Source organism: Pedobacter sp. AC464 (assembly GCF_979253075.1).
Genome location: NZ_CEEDBV010000002.1, coordinates 43,654 through 70,259, shown reverse-complemented (window position 1 = coordinate 70,259; position 26,606 = coordinate 43,654). Strand labels below are relative to the sequence as shown.

At 38.4% G+C, this 26,606-nt stretch carries 24 protein-coding genes; 17 read left to right on the top strand and 7 right to left on the bottom strand.

Translation table 11 applies throughout. The annotated features are described in order from the left end of the window. Positions 1-2: 2 nt before the first annotated feature. The 3 genes from AC0IWT_RS11030 to AC0IWT_RS11020 all read right to left on the bottom strand — a co-directional run bounded on the left by AC0IWT_RS11030 (position 3) and on the right by AC0IWT_RS11020 (position 2,955). Positions 3-1,736, bottom strand: a complete 1,734-nt coding sequence (locus AC0IWT_RS11030) for a M23 family metallopeptidase (RefSeq protein WP_471797257.1) — start codon at positions 1,734-1,736, stop codon at positions 3-5. Between the two features lie 4 nt (positions 1,737-1,740). Beyond that, positions 1,741-2,352 (bottom strand): fumarylacetoacetate hydrolase family protein, encoded by a 612-nt coding sequence (locus AC0IWT_RS11025; protein ID WP_471797256.1) that lies wholly within the window; start codon positions 2,350-2,352, stop codon positions 1,741-1,743. Positions 2,353-2,424: 72 nt separating this feature from the next. Beyond that, the gene (locus AC0IWT_RS11020; protein WP_471797255.1) at positions 2,425-2,955 is read right to left on the bottom strand and encodes a T9SS type A sorting domain-containing protein; all 531 of its coding nucleotides are present in this window, start codon (positions 2,953-2,955) and stop codon (positions 2,425-2,427) included. Between the two features lie 178 nt (positions 2,956-3,133). Here AC0IWT_RS11020 and AC0IWT_RS11015 point away from each other — a divergent pair, with 178 nt between their 5' ends. After that, positions 3,134-5,092, top strand: coding sequence for a KUP/HAK/KT family potassium transporter (locus AC0IWT_RS11015; RefSeq protein ID WP_056870122.1), 1,959 nt, complete (start codon positions 3,134-3,136; stop codon positions 5,090-5,092). 231 nt (positions 5,093-5,323) lie between these two features. Here the strand turns inward: AC0IWT_RS11015 and AC0IWT_RS11010 are convergent, their stop codons facing one another. Further along, the gene (locus AC0IWT_RS11010) at positions 5,324-7,276 is read right to left on the bottom strand and encodes an amino acid permease (protein WP_471797254.1); all 1,953 of its coding nucleotides are present in this window, start codon (positions 7,274-7,276) and stop codon (positions 5,324-5,326) included. 271 nt (positions 7,277-7,547) lie between these two features. On the opposite strand from AC0IWT_RS11010, the gene AC0IWT_RS11005 reads away from it, so the two are divergent. Further along, complete coding sequence (locus tag AC0IWT_RS11005; RefSeq protein ID WP_471797253.1) at positions 7,548-8,765, top strand: MFS transporter; 1,218 nt, start codon at positions 7,548-7,550, stop codon at positions 8,763-8,765. A gap of 158 nt (positions 8,766-8,923) precedes the next feature. Here the strand turns inward: AC0IWT_RS11005 and AC0IWT_RS11000 are convergent, their stop codons facing one another. From AC0IWT_RS11000 to yihA, 3 genes are all read right to left on the bottom strand, one after another. Continuing rightward, positions 8,924-10,630, bottom strand: coding sequence for a M3 family oligoendopeptidase (locus AC0IWT_RS11000; RefSeq protein ID WP_471797252.1), 1,707 nt, complete (start codon positions 10,628-10,630; stop codon positions 8,924-8,926). A gap of 80 nt (positions 10,631-10,710) precedes the next feature. Beyond that, positions 10,711-11,568 carry a UbiA-like polyprenyltransferase gene (locus AC0IWT_RS10995; RefSeq protein ID WP_471797251.1) on the bottom strand — a complete coding sequence of 286 codons (858 nt, stop codon included), beginning with the start codon at positions 11,566-11,568 and terminating at the stop codon, positions 10,711-10,713. A 38-nt stretch (positions 11,569-11,606) separates the two neighbouring features. Continuing rightward, a complete protein-coding gene (yihA, locus tag AC0IWT_RS10990) occupies positions 11,607-12,227 on the bottom strand; it encodes a ribosome biogenesis GTP-binding protein YihA/YsxC (RefSeq protein WP_471797250.1) in 621 nt (206 codons plus the stop codon). 134 nt (positions 12,228-12,361) lie between these two features. On the opposite strand from yihA, the gene ubiE reads away from it, so the two are divergent. The 15 genes from ubiE to AC0IWT_RS10915 all read left to right on the top strand — a co-directional run bounded on the left by ubiE (position 12,362) and on the right by AC0IWT_RS10915 (position 26,590). Beyond that, the gene (ubiE, locus tag AC0IWT_RS10985) at positions 12,362-13,093 is read left to right on the top strand and encodes a bifunctional demethylmenaquinone methyltransferase/2-methoxy-6-polyprenyl-1,4-benzoquinol methylase UbiE (RefSeq protein ID WP_471797249.1); all 732 of its coding nucleotides are present in this window, start codon (positions 12,362-12,364) and stop codon (positions 13,091-13,093) included. Continuing rightward, positions 13,090-13,866 carry a type IX secretion/gliding motility protein PorT/SprT gene (gene porT / locus AC0IWT_RS10980; RefSeq protein ID WP_471797248.1) on the top strand — a complete coding sequence of 259 codons (777 nt, stop codon included), beginning with the start codon at positions 13,090-13,092 and terminating at the stop codon, positions 13,864-13,866. The genes ubiE and porT overlap by 4 nt, the downstream gene beginning before the upstream one ends. An 82-nt stretch (positions 13,867-13,948) precedes the next feature. Beyond that, positions 13,949-14,710 (top strand): SDR family NAD(P)-dependent oxidoreductase, encoded by a 762-nt coding sequence (locus tag AC0IWT_RS10975; RefSeq protein ID WP_471797247.1) that lies wholly within the window; start codon positions 13,949-13,951, stop codon positions 14,708-14,710. A gap of 66 nt (positions 14,711-14,776) precedes the next feature. Further along, positions 14,777-15,223 (top strand): GatB/YqeY domain-containing protein, encoded by a 447-nt coding sequence (locus AC0IWT_RS10970; protein ID WP_471797246.1) that lies wholly within the window; start codon positions 14,777-14,779, stop codon positions 15,221-15,223. 180 nt (positions 15,224-15,403) lie between these two features. Further along, positions 15,404-16,168 carry an alpha/beta fold hydrolase gene (locus AC0IWT_RS10965; protein ID WP_056870131.1) on the top strand — a complete coding sequence of 255 codons (765 nt, stop codon included), beginning with the start codon at positions 15,404-15,406 and terminating at the stop codon, positions 16,166-16,168. Then, entirely contained in the window at positions 16,168-16,830 is a 663-nt protein-coding gene (locus tag AC0IWT_RS10960) for a CBS domain-containing protein (protein ID WP_056870132.1), read from the top strand. Before AC0IWT_RS10965 ends, AC0IWT_RS10960 begins: the two co-directional genes overlap by 1 nt. Before the next feature lie 76 nt (positions 16,831-16,906). Beyond that, positions 16,907-17,044 carry a hypothetical protein gene (locus AC0IWT_RS10955; RefSeq protein WP_471797245.1) on the top strand — a complete coding sequence of 46 codons (138 nt, stop codon included), beginning with the start codon at positions 16,907-16,909 and terminating at the stop codon, positions 17,042-17,044. A 162-nt stretch (positions 17,045-17,206) separates the two neighbouring features. After that, complete coding sequence (locus tag AC0IWT_RS10950; protein ID WP_056870134.1) at positions 17,207-18,088, top strand: NAD kinase; 882 nt, start codon at positions 17,207-17,209, stop codon at positions 18,086-18,088. Between the two features lie 2 nt (positions 18,089-18,090). Continuing rightward, complete coding sequence (gene porG, locus AC0IWT_RS10945; RefSeq protein WP_471797244.1) at positions 18,091-18,888, top strand: type IX secretion system protein PorG; 798 nt, start codon at positions 18,091-18,093, stop codon at positions 18,886-18,888. A gap of 19 nt (positions 18,889-18,907) precedes the next feature. Further along, a complete protein-coding gene (locus AC0IWT_RS10940; protein WP_056870136.1) occupies positions 18,908-19,648 on the top strand; it encodes an isoprenyl transferase in 741 nt (246 codons plus the stop codon). Between the two features lie 152 nt (positions 19,649-19,800). Further along, positions 19,801-22,344: an outer membrane protein assembly factor BamA gene (bamA, locus tag AC0IWT_RS10935; protein ID WP_471797243.1), complete on the top strand. Its 2,544-nt coding sequence runs from the start codon at positions 19,801-19,803 to the stop codon at positions 22,342-22,344. A 104-nt stretch (positions 22,345-22,448) separates the two neighbouring features. After that, a complete protein-coding gene (locus AC0IWT_RS10930) occupies positions 22,449-22,979 on the top strand; it encodes an OmpH/Skp family outer membrane protein (protein ID WP_056870137.1) in 531 nt (176 codons plus the stop codon). A gap of 59 nt (positions 22,980-23,038) precedes the next feature. Then, positions 23,039-23,614 (top strand): OmpH/Skp family outer membrane protein, encoded by a 576-nt coding sequence (locus tag AC0IWT_RS10925; protein ID WP_056870138.1) that lies wholly within the window; start codon positions 23,039-23,041, stop codon positions 23,612-23,614. A 162-nt stretch (positions 23,615-23,776) separates the two neighbouring features. Beyond that, the gene (murI, locus tag AC0IWT_RS10920; protein WP_471797242.1) at positions 23,777-24,601 is read left to right on the top strand and encodes a glutamate racemase; all 825 of its coding nucleotides are present in this window, start codon (positions 23,777-23,779) and stop codon (positions 24,599-24,601) included. 87 nt (positions 24,602-24,688) lie between these two features. Then, complete coding sequence (locus tag AC0IWT_RS10915; protein ID WP_056870140.1) at positions 24,689-26,590, top strand: amidophosphoribosyltransferase; 1,902 nt, start codon at positions 24,689-24,691, stop codon at positions 26,588-26,590. The last annotated feature ends 16 nt before the right edge of the window (positions 26,591-26,606 follow it).

Genomic DNA, 26,606 nt, shown 5'->3' with positions numbered 1-26,606 from the left:
TTTTACCGGTAGAAGCTTACTGAATACTTTCTTGTATTGTCTTTCATATCAACAACAACAAGCTCGAGCAGATGCTTGCCCGAGGTGGTGCGCTCGTCGAACGTATGCCACAGGGTTGCCGTTTTAGTGTCGAACTCCATTAGCGCCCATTTCCCATCTATGTAGCCGTTAAAACTTTTGATACCCGAAAGATTATCACTTAGTCGCAATATTATTTTCGACAATCCTGCCATATTTTTCCCATCAGAAATGTTAACCGGAACAATTCTCGGCGCAATTGTATCAACAGCAATGTAGAAATTTCCAAAATTTCTCGGTGTCGCCTTAACGTAACCATTCTCAAAGTTTCCGCCTTGCGATGAGCCATTTGAATTTGCGATGAGCGCCTTGCTTCTCAAGCCTTCGGGCAGGTTGTCAGCTTTAATCCATAAGTCGAAACCAATATGCAGCGGTGTATAGCGGTTATGGATTTGATGTAGGCTTGAAAAAGCATTTGCCTGCGGTTTGGGCAACTTTTTGTACGTAAAATTCAAATCACTGTATAAGGTTCCTTTCGGGAAAACTACTTTGATATCGTCAGTATTAAATTCGTTTGTTTTGTTATAAGGATAAATGATACCGGGTTGAACAACCGGCGAAATCGCTGGTGCCGAACCTGCGTGCACAGAAAAGGATAGTGTCGATGGATTTCCCTTCGAATCAGTTATGATGTAGCGAAGTTGATGAATTTCACCATCATTAAAATTTATCCGTCCGCTGTTTACCAGGTTGCTGTAAATGCTTAGTGGATTACCCGGCTCTACGAAGCTTTTTTGTATACTTCTCTTCGTATTAAGATAGGTGGGATAATCGATATGGGAGTTAATGGCCTTGCTATCTTCGAAAGCAAAGCGCTCCAGTGCCGAAGTATAAATCATTTTGCCATCAAGTTCTAATTGGATGGAATAAACGCCATTGGTGCCCGATAAACCGTTGTGCCTGTCGGTTGTTACCACTCCGAAGCCAACTTCGCCGGTGAGGATTATTGGCGCAGTTGCTTTGTAAGTGCCGTTCGAACCACTAATTGCAATTGCCTGTTTGGGTGTAGATTCATTAAAAACCTTCCCATTTAGGCGGTAAGCGTACAAACTATAAATAACCGGCGGAATGTTATCAGGAATATCAATGCCAAAAAATTGCGGGTTTATGGTTTCTTCGGTTTTTGTATCTCTTATTTCGAAATGTAAATGCGGGCCACCCGAGCTGCCTCTGTTGCCCGACCAGGCAATTACCTCGCCTTTACGAACGGGAATTAAAGTCTCATTAGGGAATTCGTCAATCTCGAATGATTTTTTTTCATACTCCAGGTTTTTTACAATCGTTGCAATTTTTGGTGCAAATCTCTGTAAATGCCCGTACACAGAGGTAAAGCCATTTGGATGGTTAATGTAGAGCGCCTGTCCAAAACCACTGTTTTGAACCCTAAGTCGTGCAATGTACCCATCTGCCACTGCATAAACAGGATAGCCTTCACGTTGATTGGTTCTGAAATCGATGCCGGAGTGGAAATGATTCCCTCTAATTTCGCCGAAAGAACCAGCAAGTGCCGGCGGTGCAATGTCCAGCGGTTGCCTGAAATAAGTTAGCGGATATTTGTTGGAACTAAATATTTGTTGAGCATAAGTTGAAGTCGCAGAAAGCAAAAAACAAAAAATGGAAGCGTAGTATTTAAAAGTAGAAATCGGTTTTTTTTGCATCCGGTTATTTAACATCGAAGTTTAACATTTGCTTGCCCTCAAGCCAAGCTTCCAATTTATCACCTCTGTTAACTTTTCCAACACCAGCCGGCGTTCCGGTGAAAATCAGGTCGCCTTTTTTTAGTGTAATGTATTTGGAAACAAAGCTGATTATCTTTTCGAACGAGAACAACAGGTCTTTAGTATGCCCGTTTTGTTTGCTCCCGCCATTAACTTTTAGCTCGAAACTTAAATTATACATATCTTCGAAATCTGTTTTCGGTAAGAAGATGCTAACGGGAGCAGAGTTATCAAAAGCTTTCGCCAGTTCCCAGGGCAGACCTTTTTCTTTGTGTTTTGCCTGAATATCGCGGGCAGTGAAATCAATGCCCAAACCAATTTCATCGTAATAATTTGCGGCAAATTTTTCGGCAATGTGTTTACCTTCCTTGCAAATTTTTAGAACAACTTCCAGTTCGTAATGAACATCTTCAGAGAAATCGGGATGATAGAATGGCTTATTGTCTTTTAATAAAGCGGTATCTGGTTTTAAAAATATTACAGGCGTGGTTGGAACAGGATTGTTTAATTCTTTTGCGTGTTCGGCGTAATTTCGGCCAATGGCGATTATCTTCATTTGCTTTGGATATGAAATTTAATGGTGAGTTGAAATCTTCAAATCGACTCAAAAATAGAAAAGAAAATGGTGTTATAAAACAGATATGCGTTTAACCTGACTTTCTGATCCGGCTACTACCCTTAAAAAGTAGATGCCTGCATTTAGGCGGGATGGGATGACAAAACTTTTGGTTTGCTCACCAGAGTTTAATCGTTCGTTGGCTAGCGTAACAACTTCATTGCCCAATAAATCAATTATTTTGATGGTTGTTTGTGTTCCATCTTTTCCAATTGATAAGATGATGTTCAATTGGTCTTCAACCGGATTTGGATAAATTTTTACGATAGTTAACAACTTATCCTTAGAAACTAAGGCCGTACTTTTGCTTGTTGCAGAGTAACTATTAAACATACTCCCGCCGGCAACCGACATATACAAAGGTTTATAAGGCTGGATATTGGCTTTTATCTCTGGAATTTTACTTGCTTTTTTTGTCCTCGTTTTGAGGCTAATCCGGATGCTGTCGGTTTGTTGAGCCCAAGAATTCATCCCGCAGAACATTAGCATGCACAGAATGCAGGCAATTGTTGAGAGAAGCGTTATCTTTGGGTAGAGTTTCATCAAATTGTATAGCAAATGTATTAATTTAAAACAAAGAAATTAAACATTTTGTTTAAAAGCCATTATTTAACACAATTTAACAATAAATTTTAAATTTCATGGTGTGTAAAATACACAATAAATTGGTTGTTAAATTGTTATAGTTAGTTTACTTTTGCCGCACTAAAAATATAAAGAAGTGTCAAATCATAAAAATGTAAATGCGCTAACTGCCGGCGGAGTTCTGATTAGTTTAGGAATTGTTTTCGGCGACATCGGTACTTCACCACTATATACACTAAACGCGATTTTTACCACGATACTTGGAGGAAAGCAAGATATAAATCCAACAAATGTATTGGGTGTGCTTTCCTGCATCATTTGGACACTAACTTTACAAACCACAATAAAGTATGTTATAATTACCCTAAGGGCAGATAACAAAGGTGAAGGGGGCATATTTTCACTTTTTTCGTTGGTAAGGAAAAAAGCCAAATGGCTGGTTGTACCCGCAGTTGTTGGTGGTTGTGCGTTGCTTGCCGATGGAATTATAACGCCGAGTATTACCGTAACCTCGGCAATTGAAGGCTTAACAAACAAATTTGATGTACCTGTAATACCAATTGTACTCACCATTTTAACAATTCTCTTCATCATCCAACAGTTTGGTACCAACCTGGTAGGTAAGCTCTTTGGGCCGGTAATGTTTGTGTGGTTTGCCGTTTTGGGCGTGTTGGGTATTTCTTTTATTGTAAAGGATTTCAGTATCCTTAAAGCATTTAATCCTTATTATGCGATACACTTATTAGTTACCAATCAACTTGCTTTCTTAATTCTTGGTGGCGTTTTTCTTTGTACTACAGGGGCGGAAGCATTGTATTCCGATTTAGGTCATTGCGGTAGAAATAACATTCGCATCAGCTGGATTTTTGTGAAACTGACCCTGATTTTAAATTACCTTGGCCAAGGTGTTTGGATTCTTCAAAATAGCGGAACTTATATTCCGGGTGCCAAAATGAACCCTTTTTTCCAAATTGTGCCGGGCCATTTTCAGGTACCAATGGTTATTTTGGCAACGATGGCAGCTGTTATTGCCAGTCAGGCTTTAATAAGCGGGTCGTTTACGCTTATTGCCGAAGCCGTTCGCTTAAACCTTTGGCCAAAAATCAGAATTGTTTATCCTTCAGTTTCTAAAGGGCAACTGTATGTGCCGTCTATAAACTGGATGCTTTGGATTGGATGCTGTGGAATTGTTCTGCTTTTTCAAAAGGCAGAAAGGATGGATGCGGCTTATGGTTTATCGATAACGATTGCCATGCTCATGACAACCATTCTGGTGAGTTTCTATTTGCGGAGTAAGCGTTTTCCTAAGTATTTAATAGCGACTTTCTTTTTTACGTATGTTATTATTGAAGGCACTTTCCTGATCAGTAATCTAACCAAATTTTTGCACGGCGGTTGGGTTACAGTAATGATTGGTTCGTTATTGTTTACGATAATGTGGAGTTGGTTCGTAGCCAGAAAAATTAAGAATCGTTTTGTTAAATATGTCGAAATTGAAGATTACTATCAGATTTTAACCGAATTGAGTAGTGATGAATCGGTTCCAAAATATTCTTCACAGCTGGTTTATTTAACAAGTGCGAACTTCAAAACAGAAATAGAATCGAAAATTATTTATTCGATTATACAAAAAGAACCTAAGCGTGCTGATGTTTATTGGTTGGTACACGTAGATGTAATGGATGAGCCCTATACCCTCGATTATAAGGTAGAATTCCTGATTCCGGGTAAATTGATCCGTATTGATTTTAGATTAGGTTTCCGTATAGAACAACGTGTGAATTTGCTTTACCGTAAAGTTGTAGAAGAACTGGTTAAGAATGGCGAAATCGATATTACGAGTCAATACACCTCATTAAACAAACATAAAATTGCGGGTGATTTCCGCTTTGTCCTCCTGGAAAAACACTTATCTAAGTTTACGAAACTAAGTTTCTATGAGCGCCAGATTATGGATTATTACTTCATTTTGAAGAAGTTAAGTTTATCCGAAGAAAGAAGTTTTGGCTTGGATAGCAGTTACGTAGATGTAGAAAAAGTGCCTCTAATTTTTGTAACTCCGGATGATATTGAATTACACAGATTGCCGGTTTAAATGAGGAGCGTTTTTTTAATTCTTGCGATTTGCCTTTTTCTTATCGGCCCTGCGGCAAAGGTTTTGCATTGGCCAAATGAAGACAAATATATTATTGCCTCATTTGCTGGTCTGGTGCTGATAACAGTTATGGCCTTTGTAAAGAAGAAAGTTTGATAAGTTCTTGTAAAACAAAAATCCCTCAGGCTTAAAAGCATGAGGGATTTTTTTTGTGATTATACTAACAAAATATTAACTGATGGCTTCCTGGCCCAGTTTACTATGTTTAAAGCCATAAGCAAAGTAGACCACTAACCCAATTACAAGCCAGATGCTAAAACCTATCCAGTTTGAAATTCCAAGTTCGCACATCATGTAAAGGCAACTAATTAAGCCTAAAACAGGGATGAGAGATAGATTTTTAGTAATGCTGAAGTATGCGATAAACACGCAAATGATGAGAAAAATCCACATCGGTATTTTGTGTTTGAACAAGCTCCAGCCACTTTCATACTTCTTTTCTACCGGAATATTTGAAGCAGAAATAAACTGCTCATATTTATCGGCAGGTAAATTACTCAAATATGATTCTGCATCAACTTTCTCTGTAAGGATAATTTGCGGCGCCACGTTTTTCACAATCTCCTCTTTGATAATTTTTAGCTCATCTCCATTTAATGAAGTAACAAAAGTTACCGTTTCAATTGTTTTTGGAGTGTTTAATATAAATGCTTTGGTTTCTTTATTATACTTTATAAACGCGAAAGCGATAGCCGCGATAAAAGCTAACGGAACTATGAATTTACTGTTTACATAAGGTATTTTGAACTTTCCGCGTTGTACATCAGGCCTGTTTTGAAGTACTAAAACTCCGGCGCAAACCAGCACGAAGGCAAATAGAGTACCTATAGAACAAAGGTCGGTTACGATGGTTAAGTTCATAAACAGTGATGGTACGGCGACAACAAAACCCACAACAATAGTTGCGAAAGATGGCGTTTTGTATTTTGGATGAATCTTTGAAAATGATTTCGGAAGTAAACCATCGCGACTCATGCTCATCCAAATGCGGGGCTGCCCCATTTGAAACACCAATAAAACACTTGCCATTGCAAACACGGCACTAACTGCAATAATTCCGCTCATCAATTTCATGTCTATCTGGTCGAAAACGAATGCCAGCGGGTCGCCAACTGCGAGCGTATCTGATTTTACAATGCCAGTTAAAACCAGGGCAATTGCAACATACAAAACTGTGCAAATAATAATTGCCCACATCATCCCTCGGGGTAAATCACGTTGTGGGTTTTTGCATTCCTCTGCGGTTGTAGAAATTGCATCGAAACCGATGTACGCAAAAAACACAGCAGAAACGCCTTTCAATATTCCAGAAACGCCATTAGGCGCAAATGGATTCCAGTTTTTCGTATCGATGTAAAAGATGCCCACTGATAAAACCAACAGAATAACCGCAAGCTTTACAACAACCATTGCGTTACTTGCATTTCTGCTTTCTTTCATGCCCCGGTAAACTAAAGCGGTTATAAAGATGATTATTCCCAATGCGGGTAAATCGGCAACTAGGTGAAAATTACCAATTTTTGGAGCAGTTAACCAGGCGTTATTTGCAACCGCAGTGGCAGCGTCTAGTCCGCCAATATTCTTACCTGCTGCTAGTAGCGCTTCGGCGTGCTTATGGCCATTAAATGCAGTCAGGTAATCCATTGTTGCCCAATCGGGGATATTAATTCCGTCTATGCCTAATGCCGGTATTCGGATGGAGGAGAGTAGCCCCGTGAAATAATCAGACCATGAAATTGCGACCGTAATATTTCCGATTGCATATTCCATAATCAGCGACCAGCCAATAATCCAGGCTACTAATTCGCCAAAAGCAACGTACGAATAGGTATATGCACTGCCAGAAACCGGCACCATTGAGGCAAACTCTGCATAGGCAAAAGCAGCAAAACTACAGGCAACTGCCGTGAAAATAAACAGAAAAATTACCGCCGGACCACCATCTGCACTGGCTTTACCAATGGTACTAAAAATGCCCGCACCAATAATAGCGGCAATGCCGAAAGCAGTTAAATCGCGAACGCCAAGTGTTTTATGCAACGAACTTTCATGGTCGCCATAACCTTTTGCTGCATCTTGTAATATCTTGGAAATTGATTTCTTCCTGAATAGCTTCTCGAACATCTGTTTTGGTTTGTTGTATTCCTCAAACTTAAAAAAATATCAGTTAAAAACGTTTAAAGCAGGATATAAATTTCTTTTGGAGCTTCGCAAAGCGTCCCTTAGGAGGACATTTTTATTGTTGCAATGTAAAAATTCCAGAATATTTGCAAAGCATAAGCGATTATTTGAATGGCATAATTGTCGAATTAACTAAAAGTATACTTTTGCCGTAGAATTAAATCAGAAGGGAGTTTTTAAAGATTCTTCTGTTTGATTTTAAACATATTCCGAAATGGTTACTAAACAAACATCCTACATTAAAGAGAAAAACCAGGGCATTGCTACAATTTTAGCGTTCGCTCTAATTCCTTTATCTGGTTTCGCTACCGACATTTACATACCTTCATTACCGACAATGTCAGGAGAAATGGGCGTTAGCAGCGTTCAGGTGCAACTTACACTGAGTATTTTTTTGATAAGTTATGGGGTAGCGCAACTTTTTGTTGGTAGTATTCTCGATAGTTTCGGTAGATACAAAATTTGCTTGTACAGCTTATTGATATTTACTGCAGCCAGTATTATTATTGCAACAACTCATAACATTTATCTAATTTATTTGATGAGAATTATCCACGGCCTTTCTGTGGGTGCAATTGTGGTGGCCAAACGTGCCTATTTTGTAGATCTTTTTTCGGGCGATAAACTGAAACATTACCTAAGTCTGTTTTCGATTATATGGTCTACCGGCCCAATTGTGGCGCCCTTTGTAGGTGGTTATTTACAAACCGCTTTCGGTTGGGAATCTAACTTTTACTTTTTGGCCGGTTTTGCCTTAGTTTTCGCTATTCTCGAGTATGTTTTTAGTGGCGAAACCCTAAGTCACTTCACCGATTTTCAGCTGCGAAAAATTATCAGCATTTATACCGATATGATTAAAACCACAAGTTTTACCTTGGGTATTGTAATGCTCGGGTTGGCCTACTGCATGGTTATGGTTTACAACATGACCGGGCCATTTATAATCGAGCATGAGTTAAAATTTTCTCCGGTTATTGCCGGGTACAGCTCTTTGGTTTTGGGCTTTGCCTGGATGGTAGGTGGTTTTATTGGCAAGGCTACAATTAACCGTCCCTTTTTTAAACGTTTAGCTATTAATTCTGCACTTCAGTTGGCTTTCGTTATTTTAATGATTTTAAGCTTAAACTTTGTTAGCAACCTCTTTTCGTTAATTTTTTTCGCCTTCATTATTCACATTGGCGCAGGATTTACATTTAACAATTATTTTACCTTTTGTCTGAGCAAATTCCCCAAAAATGCTGGAATCGCCGGCGGTTTAACCGGAGGGATCACCTACGTAATCGTGTCATTTCTGAGTTATGGTATTGTTAATATGTTTCCGGCAAAGGATGAAAGGAACCTTAGTTTTAGTTATCTGGTGATGATTGTGATTTCAGTTTTGGTGATGTTTTTAATTATGAAAACCAGAAGACAGGATGAAGCCGAAGATTAGTTAGCTGATTTTTTAATCAGCGGGAAATTAACCCTGAACATACATCGCCCGATGGCGGCTATTCTAAACCTTCAGCACAAATACGAAATCACAAAAAATTAGCCCACAAAAAAAGTCGCGTTAGCACAACGCGACTTTTCTATTAAAAATTGACTGTTCTAGCCTAATTTTTCAAGTTCTTCTTTCACAAAAGCAGCTAACTCTTTTACGTATTCAGCGCTGAAGTCGAACTTTATGCTCGCTGTTTCATAAATTTCATTCATCGGTTTGGTGTAACCCAATGCGAGTGCAGCAAGGTACTGATCTAGCGCTTTAGCAGGATTTTCCTTATAATTTTTCCAAACGGCGATGGCACCAAGCTGAGCGATTGCATATTCGATATAATAGAAAGGAACCTCAAATAAATGCAGTTGTTTCTGCCAACCATTTCTGAACTCCTGCTCTAAATCTGTCCAATCGGCGAAACCCGCACCAAAACGATTGTAAATTTGCTTAAAAGTTTCCTCTCTGTCGGCTGCTGTATGGTTTGGGTTTGTATAAATCCAATGTTGAAACTGATCTATCACGGCCACCCAAGGCAATGTTTTCAAAACGTCGGCAAGTTGTTCTCTTTTAGCACGGATTAAATCTTCTTCATTATCGAAATAAACATTCCAGTTATCCATTGATATCAGTTCCATACTCATCGATGCGAGTTCGGCTACTTCCGATGGGCAATGTTTGAAATCGTTCAACTCCAAATTCGCCGTTAAAAAGGTGTGTATTGCATGGCCGCCTTCATGAACCATTGTCGTTAAATCTCGAAGTGAATTAGCTGAGTTCATGAAGATAAAAGGTGCACCTGTTTCGGCCAAAGGATAGTTATAGCCACCTGGTGCTTTTCCCTTTCTGCTCTCAACATCAAAAAGCTTGTTCGCTTTCATGGTTGCAAGTTTCTCGCCAAGCTTTGTATCAATCGCGTCAAAACAGGCAATACTTTTATCAATAAGCTCCTCGCCATTATTAAAAGGTTTCAAAGCAGGCTTTCCGCTTACGCTAACTTCCAAATCCCAGGGATTTAGCACTTCTAATCCTAAAGCTTCGCGGCGTTTTTCGGCCTGCTCTCTTAAAATCGGAACAATTTCTTTTTCAATTGCGTTTGCAAAGTCGTAACAATCCTGCGGTGTGTAGTCAAATCGCCCCAAAGCCTGAAACATATAATCACGGTAGTTTTCAAAACCGGCATTCAGCGCAACCTGATTTCTTAACTTTATCAATTCATCAAAAAGAATATTCAAATCATCTTTATCGATAAGCCTTCTTTGTTGAATAGTTTTCCAGGCATTTTCACGCACCTCGCGGCTTAAATCCTTTAAAAAAATCGAAGCTTGTTCAAGCGTATATTCCTGCCCGTTAATTTCTACACTCATTGCACCGGTTATGCCCTGATATTTCTGCTGCTTTACCTGTAATTCCGTAAATAATTCAATATTTTCACTGCGATAAAGCTCGAGTGCTTTTTTAATTGCCCGGCTGTAAACGAAGAATTTTTCTTTGTCCAAATCATCCATAAAAGGATTATCAACAAATTTCTTATTTAATTCATTGGATAAAGGCGAAATTTTTGGCTCTATTTCTTCAGCAAAGTATTGAAAATTCTTAACCAACTCTTCGTTTGCTGTGTCGCAGCTCATTTTTATGTACCTCCAGGCGAAATCTTCTTCTAAGGCCGCTTCTAATTCTGACCGATCTTTTAACCAATGCTCCAATTCATCAGCACTGTTGATTTCCCGGTTTTTCAATTCGGTAAAAAGTGGTTCCAAGGCTTCCCAGGTAATGGTTAAATTTTCGGGAATATATGTTCGGGGTTTTTTATTGATAATCATAATTTTAAAACTATTGAATAAGTGATTTTTGAATGATGGAGCAAAGCTTTGTAAAGGGTGGAAAACATCCGCTCATTTCATCATTTGTTTCTTATATACGCATCTATTAAAAAGCAAATTGCAAATACTACTGATGCATAGCCGTTTAAGGTTTGAAACGCCCTGTTTACCTTACTGATGTCGTTCGGTTTTACAAGCAGGTGCTGATAAACCAGCATTGAACAGAAAAATACAATGCCTACGTAATAAACCCAGCTAAATTCAGTAAAAAATATTGGTAAGATTACGCACAAGGCTGAAAATATGTGCAATAAAACAGAAACATTTAATGCGTTTTTTATACCAAGCGCAGATGGAATAGAGTGCAGCTTTTCTTCACGGTCGAAATCTTCATCCTGCAAGGCATAAATAATATCGAAACCGCTAACCCAGAAAAGTACTGCTAAAGAATATAAAACGGGAACTATGGCAAAATGACCTGTAACAGCAATATATGCACCAATTGGCGCTAACGATAAACCCAGGCCCAACACCAAATGGCAAAGCGCAGTAAATCTTTTTGTATAGCTGTAAAACAAAACAACAAATAACGCAACAGGCGATAGATAAAAGCAAAGCGGATTTATAAAATATGTTGTTACGGCAAACAATACACAATTGGCGATAACAAAGATTAACGCTTCATTGGCCGATACTTTTCCGGCCGGAATATCACGCATTTTAGTCCGTGGGTTTTTTGCATCAATATTTCTATCCAGATAGCGGTTAAAGGCCATAGCCGAATTGCGTGCGAAGACCATACAAAGCAAAACCAATAGTAGTTTTTCCCATCTAAAAGGGGCATCTGTTGTGGTAACACCTAAAAAAAATCCAATCATGGCAAACGGTAGCGCGAATACCGAGTGTGCGAAAAGTACAAGTGAAAAGTATTTCTTCATTTTTATATATGTACGAAATTTATGGAGCGGCAGACTGCTTAAAATTTGCTGATAACAGGTTTTACAAAGTCTTTATTCACTTCATAAATGAAATTCAAAACGTCTTCCTTTCCGGTTTGTTTCTCTGCGGATGTTACAATAGTGGTTGGAATTTCTTCAAAAAACTCGCCCAGCTTTTTCTTAAAAGCAGCAACATTTTTCAGCGATTCATTCATGCCTTGCTTATCTGCTTTGGTAAATAGAAGCGCAAAAGGAATTTGTTTTTCACCTAACCAGTAACAGAACTCAATATCTATTTGCTGCGGTGTTAAACGACTATCTATCAAAACAAAAACACATTGAAGGCTCTCTCTTTTGGTGATGTATGCACGGATAAATTTTTCCCATTTCTCTCTGCTGGTTTTTGAAACTTTGGCATAACCGTAGCCGGGCAAATCCACAATGTACCAGGCTTCGTTAATTAAGAAGTGATTTATTAATTGTGTTTTGCCGGGGCGCTGGGAAGTTTTTGCAAGTCCGTGGTGGTTAACCAACATGTTAATTAGAGAAGATTTACCCACGTTAGAGCGGCCGATAAATGCGTACTCGGGCATTGTTGGCGCTGGTAAAGCCGAGATTTGGGTGTTGCTGCAAACAAATGTTGCCGTTTTGATAATCATGTTACAAAGGTAGTAATTTTGAGAGGATGGTTAACGTTTGATGTTTTTTAACTGCTTTACTGCTGCGCATTTGACATTTCACCGATTAAAACAATTTAAACAGTTAAACAATAAAGTTATCTTTGCCACACAACATGAATCAGAATATTACACCATACCAAGTAGAGGATGCAACTAAAAAAGAGCAGGTTGCAGCCATGTTCAATAACATTTCTGGCACTTACGATTTTTTGAATCATTTCCTTTCGCTCGGAATTGATGTTTTATGGCGTAAGAAAGCGATTAAAGAATTGGTTTCCATCCATCCGAGAATTATGCTCGATGTGGCTACCGGAACTGGTGATTTCGCTTTTGAAGCAATCAAAAAACTACATCCCGAAAAAATCATTGGCGTTGATATTTCTGAGGGGATGCTGGAAGTGGCCAAGAAGAAAATTAATGAACGTAGCCTGAATGAAACTTTCTCTGTTCAACTGGGCGATTCTGAAGGTTTGCATTTTGCCGACGATACCTTCGATGCCATCACGGTGGCTTATGGTGTTCGTAATTTCGAAAACCTTGAACAAGGATTAAGCGATATGTTCAGGGTGCTAAAACCGGGAGGTAAACTTGTTGTATTGGAATTTTCCAAGCCAAAAGTTTTTCCTGTAAAGCAGCTATACAACTTTTATTTTAAACATATAACTCCTTTTTTCGGCAAGCTGTTTTCTAAAGATGCCAGGGCATATAGTTATTTGCCAGAATCAGTGGCGGCTTTCCCGGATGGGATTGAATTTACAAGTTTGATGGAAAAAGTAGGTTTCAAAAGTACCAAACAGAAAATTCTTACGTTTGGAATAAGTTCGATATACACCGGTTCTAAATGATAAAAAAATTAAGCTTCATCATCCTGCTTTTTACAATCGCAACAACATCATTTGCCCAAAACTGGGGTGGAGGTGTAGATGATGAAGACTTACATTTTGGCTTTAGTTTTCAGTATATTTCTGCCGAGTATAAAATTTTAAAGAATGCAAACTGGCGTGATCCTTATTTCGACCCTTTTGATGGGAAACAGGTAACTCAACCTATGAAAGCAATCTCCAGTCCGCCATCTGTAGGTTTTGGATTGGGCTTTGTTGTAAACAGGCGAATTTCTGAAAATTTTGATTTGCGTGCTACACCTTCGTTAATTTTTAGCGACAGGGTGGTGCGTTACGAATATGAGCCGGCTCCGGTAAGTACTCAGCAAAATCCAACATTCGATGCACAAAGCAGCTTTCAAACATCAATTGATAAGAAAGTTCAGGCTACCATGTTCGAAATTCCTGTCGGAATAAAAATTAAATCCAACAGGTTAAACAATTTTAGGGCTTACTGGCTTGGCGGTGCAAAATACTCGATGGACATCGCTTCAAAAAAGAAAACTTTTGATGAAGGGGAAATACCAATAAATAAACTGCTTAAAAACAAGAGAAATTACCTTTCTTACGAAACCGGAATTGGGTTTGATTTATATTTCGAGTACTTCAAAATGTCGCCAGAGCTAAAGGTATCGTATTCTATGAGTGATATTTTACAGCACGATAATACTGCTTTCGCAAATCCGATTGATAAAACTAAGTTGCGTCATTTTACATTCAGTTTGTTTTTCGAGTAAAAGAGCAATCCAAAAAAACTTACCTTTGTTGCCATTGGGGAAAGCATGTGAAATGTTTTCCAGGGATTATAAATTCATAAAAATGGCTAAAATTGCATTAATAACAGGCGCAACTTCTGGAATCGGCGAAGCTTGCGCTCACCGCTTTGCCCAAAATGGTTACAACCTAATTCTGGTTGCCCGCCGGGAAGACCGTTTAGCAAAAATTTCCCATCACCTTGAAGATAAATATGCAGTTGAAATTAAGCAGATAGTGATTGATGTGCGTGAAAAGGAAAGCCTGAATACGGCATTTAATAAAATTTCTGCGGATTGGAAAAATGTTGATGTGTTGATTAATAACGCAGGGCTAAGTCAGGGTTTAGACCCAATTGATAAAGGAAATATAGAAGATTGGGATACCATGATTGATACCAATGTTAAAGGATTGCTTTACGTTACGAAAATTGTTTCCAACTGGATGATTCCAAATAAATCCGGACACATCATAAATATCGGATCCATTGCCGGGCAGGAAGTTTATCCCAACGGAAATGTATATTGTGCCACCAAGCATGCTGTAGATGCACTAAGTAAATCGATGCGCATAGATCTTTTACAGCACGAAATTAAAGTAACTGCAATTAACCCGGGTATGGTAGAAACGGAGTTTTCGGTTGTGCGGTTTAAAGGCGATGCCGAACGGGCTAAAAACGTTTATGCAGGTTTAGAGCCATTAATTGCCGATGATATTGCCGATGCAATATGGTATGTTGTAAGCAGGCCTAAACATGTAAACATTAACGACATGCTTATAATGCCTACAGCCCAGGCAACAGCTACACTTGTAAACAGAGCTGGATAACTGTTAGATTAATTTAGGTATGAGGTTTAAAACTGACCGATTAACGATTAAATAATAAAACAATCAATGATATCAAACACGATAGACCAGGAAATAAAAAAAGCCATGTTGGCTAAAAATGAAGCTCAGTTAAGAGGGCTAAGGGCTATAAAAGCCGCAATTCTTTTGGCTAAAACAGAAAAAGGTGCTTCTGAAGAAATTACCGAAGAAACGGAATTAAAAATTCTCCAGAAACTGATTAAGCAACGCCGGGAATCTGCCGATATTTACAAGCAACAAAATCGCGAAGATTTATACAAAGTAGAAGAGGAAGAAATTGAAGTTATTAATCAGTTTTTGCCAAAGCAATTAGATAGGGGTGAAGTTGAAGGTATAATTGCGGATGTTATCAAACAATCGGGCGCAACATCAGTTAAAGACATGGGGAAGGTGATGGGCATGGCCAATAAAGCGCTTGCCGGTAAAGCCGATGGGAAGTTAATTGCTGAGATTGTTAAAGAGAAATTAGCTTAAAACAAATTTACACACATCGCGTGCCTGGTATAAGGTATTGAAAAATATTTAACTTATACCTCAGTGGGCTGATATTGCCGTTTTTGTACCGTTTTCCGTTTTATTTCAGAAAAATGGAACAGAAATGCATAAAATTAATTTTACTCTACTAACTTAGTAGCAATATACTATTCAGAATATATGAAATACCAGGTAACAGAAGAAGAAGGATTTAAATACGTAGAAGCCGGACAAGGTGAAACGCTGGTATTACTTCATGGTTTAATGGGCGAATTGAGCAACTGGGAATTGGTTATTGAACAGTTTAAAGATCGTTACCGTGTTGTTGTTCCTATCCTTCCTATTTACGAGTTACCCATTTTAACTCTTGGGGTTAAAGCTTTGTCGAGATACCTGCATCGCTTTTTAAAATTTAAAAACCTTGGGCAGGTGGTGCTTATTGGTAATTCGCTGGGCGGCCATGTTGGCCTGGTTTTTACCGTTGCGCACCAGGAGTTTGTGAAAGCGTTGGTGCTAACTGGCAGTTCGGGATTGTATGAAAACGCGTTTGGAGGCTCTTTTCCCCGCAGAGAAAGCTACGATTATATAAAAGAAAAGGTTGAATTCACTTTTTATGACCCGGCTACTGCCACTCCCGAACTTGTAGAAGAGGTTTTCAAAACTGTAAATGACAGGTCAAGGGTAATTCGGATTTTAACAATGGCTAAGTCTGCCATTCGACACAATATGGGCAAGGAGTTATCAAAAATCACCATCCCGGTTTCATTAATCTGGGGCAAAAATGATAAGGTAACACCGCCAGAAGTTGCAGAAGAGTTTCACCAGTTGCTTCCCAATTCAGAATTAAACTGGGTTGATAAATGTGGGCATGCGCCAATGATGGAGCATCCTGAACAATTTAACGCTTACTTAGAAAAATTTTTAGATAGGATACTATTAAAATAATGTTTGCTGAAGAAATCATATCCAATGTTATACCGCCCATAAAAACGGACGACACGGTGCAGAAAGCTTTAGATCGTATGAACGAATTTAAGCTAAAGCATATGCCTGTGGTAAACGACGTGCAGTTTTTAGGCTTACTTTCTGAAGATGATTTACTCGAAATACGCAACCATGATATTTTGATTAAAGATGTATCTGTAAATTTATTAAACGCGTTCGTTTTTAACAATGCGCATACTTACGATGTACTTAGATTGTTAAGTACACTCAAGTTAACAGCAGTACCGGTACTCGACCAGCAGAAAAATTACGCCGGTTTAATCTCGATAAATAATATTATCGATTCTGTTGCCGAATTGTATGCGGTTAATGAGCCTGGCGGGATCATTGTTTTGGAAATCAGCAACCGCGATAATTCCCTTGCGCACATCGCTCAAATTGTAGAAGCAGATAATGCACAAATTCTGTCATCATACGTAAATTCTTTCGAAGATTCTACCCGGCTTGAGGTTACGCTAAAAGTGAATAAAACCGAGATTACATCTTTGGTTGCGTCTTTCGAACGATACGATTATCAGGTAAAAGAGGTGTATAACAATACTCAAATTGATGATGGTTCTCAAGAGCGTTTCGATTCTTTTATGAACTATTTAAACGTGTAGTATTTGTTGTATAATCTGAATAGTTTTATTGTTCTGCAATTTTAGTTCGGAAAAATCCGTCACAATAAAAAACTGCTTGAGCAAAGAATTGGTTTCTGCTTACAATAAAAATGACAGGTCTAACTGGCAAAAGGCGGTATCAACTTCTAAAGATAATTCAACATATATTTTTCTTTCCTCAAACTATAAATTAAATGCCGATACCGGTTGGTAATCTTAGATTGACTTTCTTCACTGCCCCATTTCTTTTTGATGAATTCTAGCGTAGCACGCAATGAAATTTTTTAATTAACATTTATATAAAAAGAATAAGGTATTTTTGCAGCGATAAATTAAAATCAAATTTAATTTACGGCTTAAACGCTTAATTTTTACTATGAGGATTGCAATCTATGGAAGAGATTTTAATGATACCGTATTGCCTTACATACAGGAGGTTTTCGATCATTTAAAACGCCACGGTGTTCAACCGGTCCTCCACCACAAATTTAAAAATTCTTTGCATGGCAAAATAAAGGTGCCAGCCCACACTGTAATTTTCCATAACCATGAAGAATTGAAGCAACATGCTGATGTTCTGCTAAGTTTGGGTGGTGATGGAACTTTATTAGATACGCTATCGCTGATCAGAAACTCTGGCATTCCTGTTATCGGGATAAACTTCGGTCGTTTAGGCTTTTTGGCAAGTATTAACAAAGGAGAAATCGAATCTGCGTTAACTGCTTTAATTCATGGCGATTACACTTTAGATGAACGTTCTCTTTTGCGTTTAGAATCTGATAATAACCTTTTTGGTGAAGAAAACTTTGCACTGAATGATATTACCATTCATCGCCGCGATAACTCAGCAATGATGATTATCCACGCTTCAATGAATGGTGAATTTATAAACTCTTATTGGGCCGATGGTTTGATTATTGCAACACCTACTGGTTCAACAGCTTATTCACTCAGTTGCGGCGGGCCAATAATTTACCCTGATTCTCAAAGTTTTGTAATTACCCCAATTGCACCGCATAATTTAAATGTTCGTCCGGTAATTATTCCCGATGATAACAATTTATCGTTTGAAGTAGAAGCTAGAGAGTCGAAATTTCTGGTATCCTGCGATAGCAGAACAGTTACTGTAGAACGCTCCGTTAAAATTACCATAAGAAAAGCAGATTTTTGCGTAAATCTTATTCGTCTTAACAATGAAACCTATTTAAACACGTTAAGGAATAAATTATTATGGGGCATTGATACCCGTAACTACTAAGTATGGCGCTAAACAAACCTGTCTTATTCATCCTCCTTCTCGTATCAATAGCTCAAATTTCCAAGGCGCAGTCTTTTGCTACCTGGGAAATAGGCGTTTCGGCTGGGGGCGCAGGGTATATGGGTGATTTAAACCAGAATAACCCTGTTAAAATAAGTGGTGTTAATGCAGGTATTTTCGTTAAACATAACTTTTCCTCTTATTTGGGTGTTAGGTTAAACTATAATTACGGGCAGATTCAGGCCAGCGATGCAGATACAAAAAACGAACAGTTTCGCGAACGTAACTTAAGTTTCAAAACAGGATTGAATGAAGGTAGCGCAATTCTCGATTTTAATTTTTTCGATTACAAAATAAATGGTGGCAACAGACGATTTACACCTTATTTATTTGCCGGGGTTGGCCTCATAAATTTTAAGCCTGAAATAAAATACCAGGGAACAAAATACCGGCTGGACAGATTAGCAACCGAAGGGCAGGTAAATGGCTACAGCAACACGGCTTTAACAATTCCTTACGGCGGTGGCATCAGATACAACTATAAGGATACCTGGAGCATCTTTTCCGAAATCGGCTACAGAACGGCATTTACCGATTACATTGATGATGTTAGTGGTGTTTATCCTGCAAGGCAAGTCTTTATTGGCGATAACCCATCACTGAATATTTCCGATCCTTCTTTACATCAAACCGGAGCACCTGGCGTACAAAGAGGCGATTTTAGAAAAAGAGATACTTATCTATTTGTTAGTGTTGGCATATCTTTTACCTTTGTATCCTCAAAATGCTATTCCTTTTAAGCTGATTTTGACATAATTAATGGGATTTAAAGAACAAATAGACTATAGCCGCCTGCCAAAGCACATTGCCGTAATTATGGATGGTAATGGCCGCTGGGCTAAAGGCCAGGGTAAAATGCGTGTTTTCGGACACGAACAAGGTGTACTTTCTGTGAAAGACATTGTAGAAGGTTGTGTTGAGGTTGGCATCGAGTACCTTACGCTATATGCTTTTTCTACAGAAAACTGGAGTCGCCCCAAGGAAGAAGTGGATGCTTTGATGCAAATTTTGATTTCCACGATTAACAAGGAGACAGAAACGCTGAACAAGAATAACGTTAAATTAAATGCCATCGGCAATATCGAATCGCTTCCACAAGAGTGTATCGATGACTTGAAAGAGGCCATGGCTAAAACCGCACACAACGAAAAGTGTACTTTAACACTCGCTTTAAGCTACAGCTCGAAATGGGAAATTGTAAACGCAGCAAAGAAAATTGCCGCTGCGGTAAAAAACCACGAAATTGATGTAGATAGCATTGATGAAGATTTGTTTTCATCGAAACTTACAACTGTAAATATTCCTGATCCGGAGTTAATGATACGCACCAGTGGCGAACATAGAATAAGCAATTACCTGCTTTGGCAAATGGCTTATACCGAGTTTTATTTTACCGATGTTTTATGGCCGGATTTCAGACGAGAAAACCTTTTCGAAGCCATTGTAGATTATCAAAAACGCGAAAGACGTTTTGGCAAAATTAGCGAGCAGTTAAACTAATTTTTCTTTTAACACTTTTTAACAAGGGTTTAAATTAACTTAGCAGCACTTTTATACGATAAATGTAACCACATCAGAGGTATGGAAAATAAAGCAATTTTGCTTTGTAAAACATTGCTACCTTCGTGGCCATTACTGAACAAATTATTTTAATGAAAAGAATATTTCAAGTTTTAATCCTATTAGTTTTAGCCACACCGGCCTTTGCTCAAATTCGTCCTATAGGTCAGGCTCCGGCAACTCCCTCGTTAAAGGTTGGCGGCTTAGACCTAGATTATTTTAGTCCAAAAGAATTCATTATCGGCGGTACAAAAATTATAGGAACAGAATACCTTGATAAAGAAGTATTGGTAACCTTATCAAAATTAACCAAAGGCGATAAAGTTGTATTGCCGGGCGAAGCTACGTCCGAGGCAATTAAAACACTTTGGTCGCAAGGTTTGTTTGACGATGTTAAATTAAATATCGAAAAATTTGTTCAGGATACGGTTTACTTTGAAATTGAGGTAGTTGAGCGCCCGCGTTTAAGTTCTATCGATTTAAAAGGTGTTCGCAAGTCAGAAAAAACTGCCATTCAGGAAAAGTTAAATGATAAAACAGGTAAAATCGTTAACGATAATTTATACAACACAACATCGGCTATTGTAAAAAAATACCTTTTAGATAAGGGATACTTTTTTACCACAATAAATTACACTACCCGAAAAGATCCTAACTCGGAAAACAGCGTTGTTTTAGAGGCAAATATTAATAAAGGTCATCGTGTAAAAGTACAGCATATCGATTTTACCGGAAACAAAGATTTTAAGGCCGCAAAACTTAGAAAATATTTAAAAAGCCCGAAGCAGTTTGCATGGTGGCGTTTTTGGGGTTCGGGTAAATTCAGTAAAGAAAAATACGAAGAGAATAAAGTTAAGATGATTGCCAAAATGCACGAAAAAGGCTATCGCGATGCTGAACTTTTAAAAGATAGTATTTACCAGTTCAACAATAAAAAGGTGAACATTAAAATGGATTTATACGAAGGTAAAAAATATTACTTTGGTAAAATAACATGGGCTGGTAATGCTATTTACAGTACTGATGTTTTAAATAAAGTTTTAACCATCGAAAAGGGTGATATTTTCAGTGAAGATAAGCTAGATAAAAAAATTAATGGTGGCGGTGAAAACGGTGGTGATATTAATAGTTTGTATACCGACAACGGTTATCTGACTTTCAATATTGACCCTGTTCAAACGAAAATTTATAATGATACGGTAGATGTTGAAATGCGTATTTACGAAGGTCCGCAGTATACCAACAACCGCATTACGTTAAAGGGTAACACAATTACGAACGATAAAGTTGTTTTGCGTGAAATTCGTACCAAGCCGGGACAAAAATTTAATAAGAGCGACTTAATCCGTACCGTGCGTGAAATTGGTGCTCTAGGTAACTTCGATGAGCAAAAAACCGTACCAACGCCTCGCCCTAATCCGGCAGATGGAACTGTTGATATTGAATATGCCGTAGAAGAAAAGCCTTCTGACCAAATCGAACTTTCAGGTGGTTTTGGTGGTGGCCGTATCATTGGTACATTAGGCTTAACCTTTAACAACTTCTCATTAAGAAATTTATTTAACTTAAAAGCTTATAAACCTTTACCAAAAGGCGATGGACAAAAATTAAGTTTACGTGGACAAACCAACGGTAAGTATTACCAGTCTTATAGTTTTTCATTTTCTCAACCTTGGTTTGGTGGCGAGAAACCGGTTAGCTTCGGTGTAAGTGCGTTTACGTCATTACAATCAAGCGGTAATGCTGTTGGGGCAGAAGGTTATTACAAAATCCGTTTAAATGGTGTAACGGTTAGTTTGGGTAGAAGATTAAACTGGCCAGATAACTACTTCCAGTTAACGCACTCTGTAAACCTGCAACAATACATTTTGCAGAATTATCCTGGTTACTTATTTAGCACTGGTACCTCGTACAACTTAAACTTAACACAAGAGATTAGCCGCGATTCAAGGGACTCTCCAATTTTCCCGAAATCAGGTTCGTTTATCCGTTTTACAGTTCAGGCTACGCCACCGTATTCATTGTTTAACAACGTAAACTATGCAACAGCATCTGATAAAACAAAATACAGATTTACGGAATACCACAAATGGAAATTCGATTCACAATGGTTTCAACGTGTTGCCGGCAACTTTGTAATTAAGGCACAGGCGCAGTTTGGTTTCTTAGGTCAATATACTCAGGCAGTCGGCCAATCAGCATTCGAAAGATTTAAACTGGGTGGTGATGGTATGCAGGGATTTGACTTCTTACAAGGTTCTGAATTAATTGCAATGCGTGGTTACGCAAATAATACCGTAATTCCGGTTGGTTCTGACCCTACAATTGCACAGCAATCAGGTAGCCCAATTTACGCAAAATATGTTTTAGAGGCCCGTTATCCTGTAATTGCGAGTCAACAGGCTACAGCTTTTGTTTTGGCCTTTGCCGAAGGTGGTAATACCTGGAATAGGTTTGGCGATTTCAATCCGTTCAATATCAGAAGATCTGTTGGTGTAGGTGCCCGTATCTTCTTACCGATATTTGGTTTGCTGGGTATTGATTATGGTTATGGCTTCGATGCGATACCTGGTTTGCCAGATGCTAATAAAGGTCAGTTCCACTTTAGTATCGCACAACAATTAGGTGGATTTTAATTGGTTATGATTAAAAAAATAATTAATTATGCAATAAAACATTATAAGTTGAGTTTATAGAAAGCTAATCTTATAAAAACTAGTCATTAAACACACACACACAAATGAAAAAGTATCTTTTTATAGCATTTTTACTTTGCACAACTTTTGGCGCTTTTGCCCAGAAGTTTGCTTATGTAGATACCGAGTATATCTTAAAGCATATGCCCGAGTATAAATCTGCATTGAGCCAGCTGGATGTAGCTTCAAAACAATGGCAGGCGCAAGTCGATCAGAATTTCAGCGAAATCGACAGGATGTACAAAGCCTATCAGGCAGATCAGGTTTTATTAACTGATGATATGCGTAAACGTCGTGAAAACGAAATTATCGAAAAAGAAAAGGCGGCTAAAGAGTTTCAACGTCAGAAATTCGGTCCGGACGGTGATCTTTTCCAAAGCAGGGCAAAATTAATTAAGCCTATCCAGGATAAAGTTGCCGATGTTATTAAGCAAATTGCGAAAGCGAAATATTTAGATTTCATTTTCGATAAGAGTAGTGAAGCAACAATGATGATTTATGCAAGCAGCAGCTACGATGTTAGTAATGATGTGATTGTAAAATTAGGTTACAAACCAGGGAGTGTAAATAATTAGTATATTCGCCCCTCGAATTAAGGAAAAACAATTAAAAAAAATAAAAAGTAAAATAAAACATGAGAAAGTTAATTAACGTATTTGTTGTAGCAGCAGGTTTATTGTTTACGGCAAATATGGCAAATGCACAGCAAAAGATCGGTCACGTAAATTCAGAAGAGGTATTTGCTAACTTACCCGAATCTAAAACAGCACAAACTACTTTAGAAAACTTAAGTAAAACTAAGCAAGCTGAAATAGATGTGATGATTAAAGAATATCAGTCTAAATTAACAGCAGCACAGGCGAAAGAAAAAACGCGTAGCGAGGCTAATAAAGAAACTGTTGATAAAGAATTACAAACAGCAGCGACTGAATTACAGGATTTACAAAAACGTATTGGTGACGCCCAAACTAAAGCTCAACAAGATTTAGGTACTAAACAAGGCGAATTATTTCAACCAATTCAAGGTAAAGTAGCAACAGCAATTTCGGCTATCGCTAAAGAAAAAGGTTTAGCTTACGTTTTCGATGTTGCAAACGGACAAGGTGGTAATAATTTAGTATTCTGGGAAGGTGGTGACGATATCACTGCAGCCGTTAAAACTAAATTAGGTATTACTGCAACTGCAAAAGCTCCGGCTCCTAAAAAATAAGAACATTAAGTATTATAAAAGCGGAATTAAGGCAGACTTAATTCCGCTTTTTTGTTTAAAAGGATTACGTTCGTTAATAATTTACTAAATTGTGTATTCGCTCAATCAAAAAATACACTTTTAAAAAAAGAGTTTAGCCGTAATCTAAAATCATCAATAAAAATGCAGAACCCATCACCAATTGGTATTTTCGATTCAGGCTATGGCGGCTTAACCGTATTCCGTTCCATTGCCGGGCAACTTCCGGCGTATGACTATATTTACCTCGGAGATAATGCCCGTTCCCCGTATGGTGACCATGCTTTCGAAACCATTTACCAGTATACCTTAGAATGTGTTGAATGGTTGTTTAGCAAAGGCTGTAACCTGGTGATACTTGCGTGCAACACGGCTTCGGCAAAGGCGTTGAGAACCATCCAGCAAAAGGACTTACCTTCCAAATATCCTGATAAAAGGGTACTTGGTGTCATCAGACCGACAGCTGAAGTAATAGGCAAGTTCACGCTTACGAACAATGTTGGCGTAATGGGCACCCGTGGTACTGTAAATTCTGAATCCTACTTACTCGAAATCAAAAAGTTTTTCCCTGAAATTAAAGTTCATCAACAGGCTTGTCCAATGTGGGTGCCATTAATTGAAAACAATGAACATTTACAGGCCGGCGCTGATTTTTTTGTTCAGGAATACTGTAACGCATTAACCGCACAATCTGCAGATATTGACTGTGTTCTACTGGCCTGCACACATTATCCACTATTGTTGCCAAAGCTCAAGGCTGTTTTTCCAAAGGAAACAAGTATTCTAACACAGGGTGAAATAGTAGCCAACAGTCTGGCGAATTATTTGGAAAGGCATCCTGAAATCGAGTCCGGATTATCCAGGACGGGAGAGAAGGCCTTTTTTACCAGTGGTGATCCAAAAGCCTTTGATGAGCACGCTTCCATATTTTTCGGTGAAGCGTTAAAATCAGGTCTTGCTCATATTTAATCCTTTACATTTCTAGTATAAAAGAAAACATTTTTGTTTAGGTTGTAATTGTTTAAAAGGATAACTTTGCGGCTTCAAACCCACACAATGAGTGATCAGATAAAACACGAATGCGGAATCGCTTTTATTCGCCTGTTAAAACCACTTTCTTACTACCAGCAAAAGTACGGTACAGCACTTTACGGCCTTAACAAATTATATCTCTTAATGGAAAAGCAGCATAACCGGGGCCAGGATGGCGCAGGTATTGCAACCATTAAACTAGATATGAAACCTGGCAGCAGGTATATCAGCCGGTATCGTAGCATGGCATCAAATGCGGTTGCAGATATCTTCGAGTATGTTCAAAACAAGTTCGTAGATATACAGGAAAATACGCCTGAATTAATGCAGGATACAGAATGGCTCAAAAACAATGTAAGCTTTATCGGCGAAGTGTTAATGGGCCATTTACGTTATGGTACACATGGTAAAAACAGTATTGAGAACTGCCATCCTTTCTTAAGGCAAAATAACTGGATGACCAGAAACCTTGTTATTGCGGGTAATTTCAACATGACAAATGTTGATGAGCTTTTAGAGCAGTTGTATGAGTTAGGTCAGCACCCGAAAGAAAAAGCGGATACCGTTACTGTGCTCGAAAAAATCGGCCACTTTTTGGATGATGAAAATCAAGACCTTTTCGACCAATATAAAAAGGAAGGCCACGATAACGTTGCGATTACACACAAAATTTCCGACAATTTAGATATTGCCAACATCCTTCGCCGTTCGGCTAAAACCTGGGATGGTGGGTATTCAATTTGCGGAATGGTAGGAAATGGCGATTCTTTCATTATGAGAGACCCGGCTGGTATTCGTCCTGCCTACTATTATTACGATGATGAAATTGTTGTAGCAGCATCTGAGCGTCCGGCGTTGCAAACCGCTTTCAATATCCAATTTAAAGATGTTAAAGAAATTGATCCTGGTCATGCCTTAATCATTAAGAAAAATGGTGAAGTGAGCATGGAACAATTCCGCGAGCCAACTGAGCGGCTATCATGCTCTTTTGAGCGTATTTATTTCTCAAAGGGAAGTGATGTTGAAATTTACCGCGAACGGAAACAACTGGGTCGTTTGTTAAGCGATAAAGTATTGCAAGCTGTTAATTACGATTTAAAGAACACTGTTTTTTCTTTTATTCCCAACACAGCCGAAGTTGCTTTTTTTGGTTTGGTAGATGGCGTTCAGCGTTACGTACGTAATCATCAAAAAAACACATTGCTCCATAATAAAGAGCAATTAAGCGATGAGCAGCTGGATGAACTCCTATCAATGGCGCCACGTGTAGAAAAGCTTGCTGTTAAAGACGTTAAACTGAGAACTTTCATTACTCAGGATGCGGATAGAAGCGAGATGGTTGCCCACGTTTATGATACCACTTACGGCATTATAAATAACCACAAAGACACGTTGGTTGCGCTTGATGATTCGATTGTGCGTGGCACAACCCTTAAGCAAAGCATTATAAAAATTGTTGACAGACTTCACCCGAAGAAAATTATTATTGTTTCATCGGCACCTCAGATTCGTTATCCTGATTGTTACGGGATTGATATGAGCAGAATGGGGCAGTTTGTTGCATTCGATGCGGCGATACAGTTGCTAACAGAACGCGGCCAATGGCAGGTAATAGAGGATGTTTACGCTAAATGTAAAGCATCATTGTTATTGCCAAAAGAAGAAATTGTAAACCACGTTAAGGAAATCTACAAGCCATTTACACCCGAAGAAATTTCGGCAAAAATTGCGCAGATTATCACGCCAAAAGGTACGGTTGCAGAGGTAGAAGTTATTTATCAAAGTTTGGAAAACCTTCATGAAGCTTGTCCGAAAAATAAAGGTGATTGGTATTTCTCTGGCAATTACCCAACTCCGGGCGGCAATAAGGTAGTAAATAAAGCTTTTGTTAACTGGAAAGAAGGAAATAATCAAAGGGCTTATTAAGTCAGGATTTCTCTTA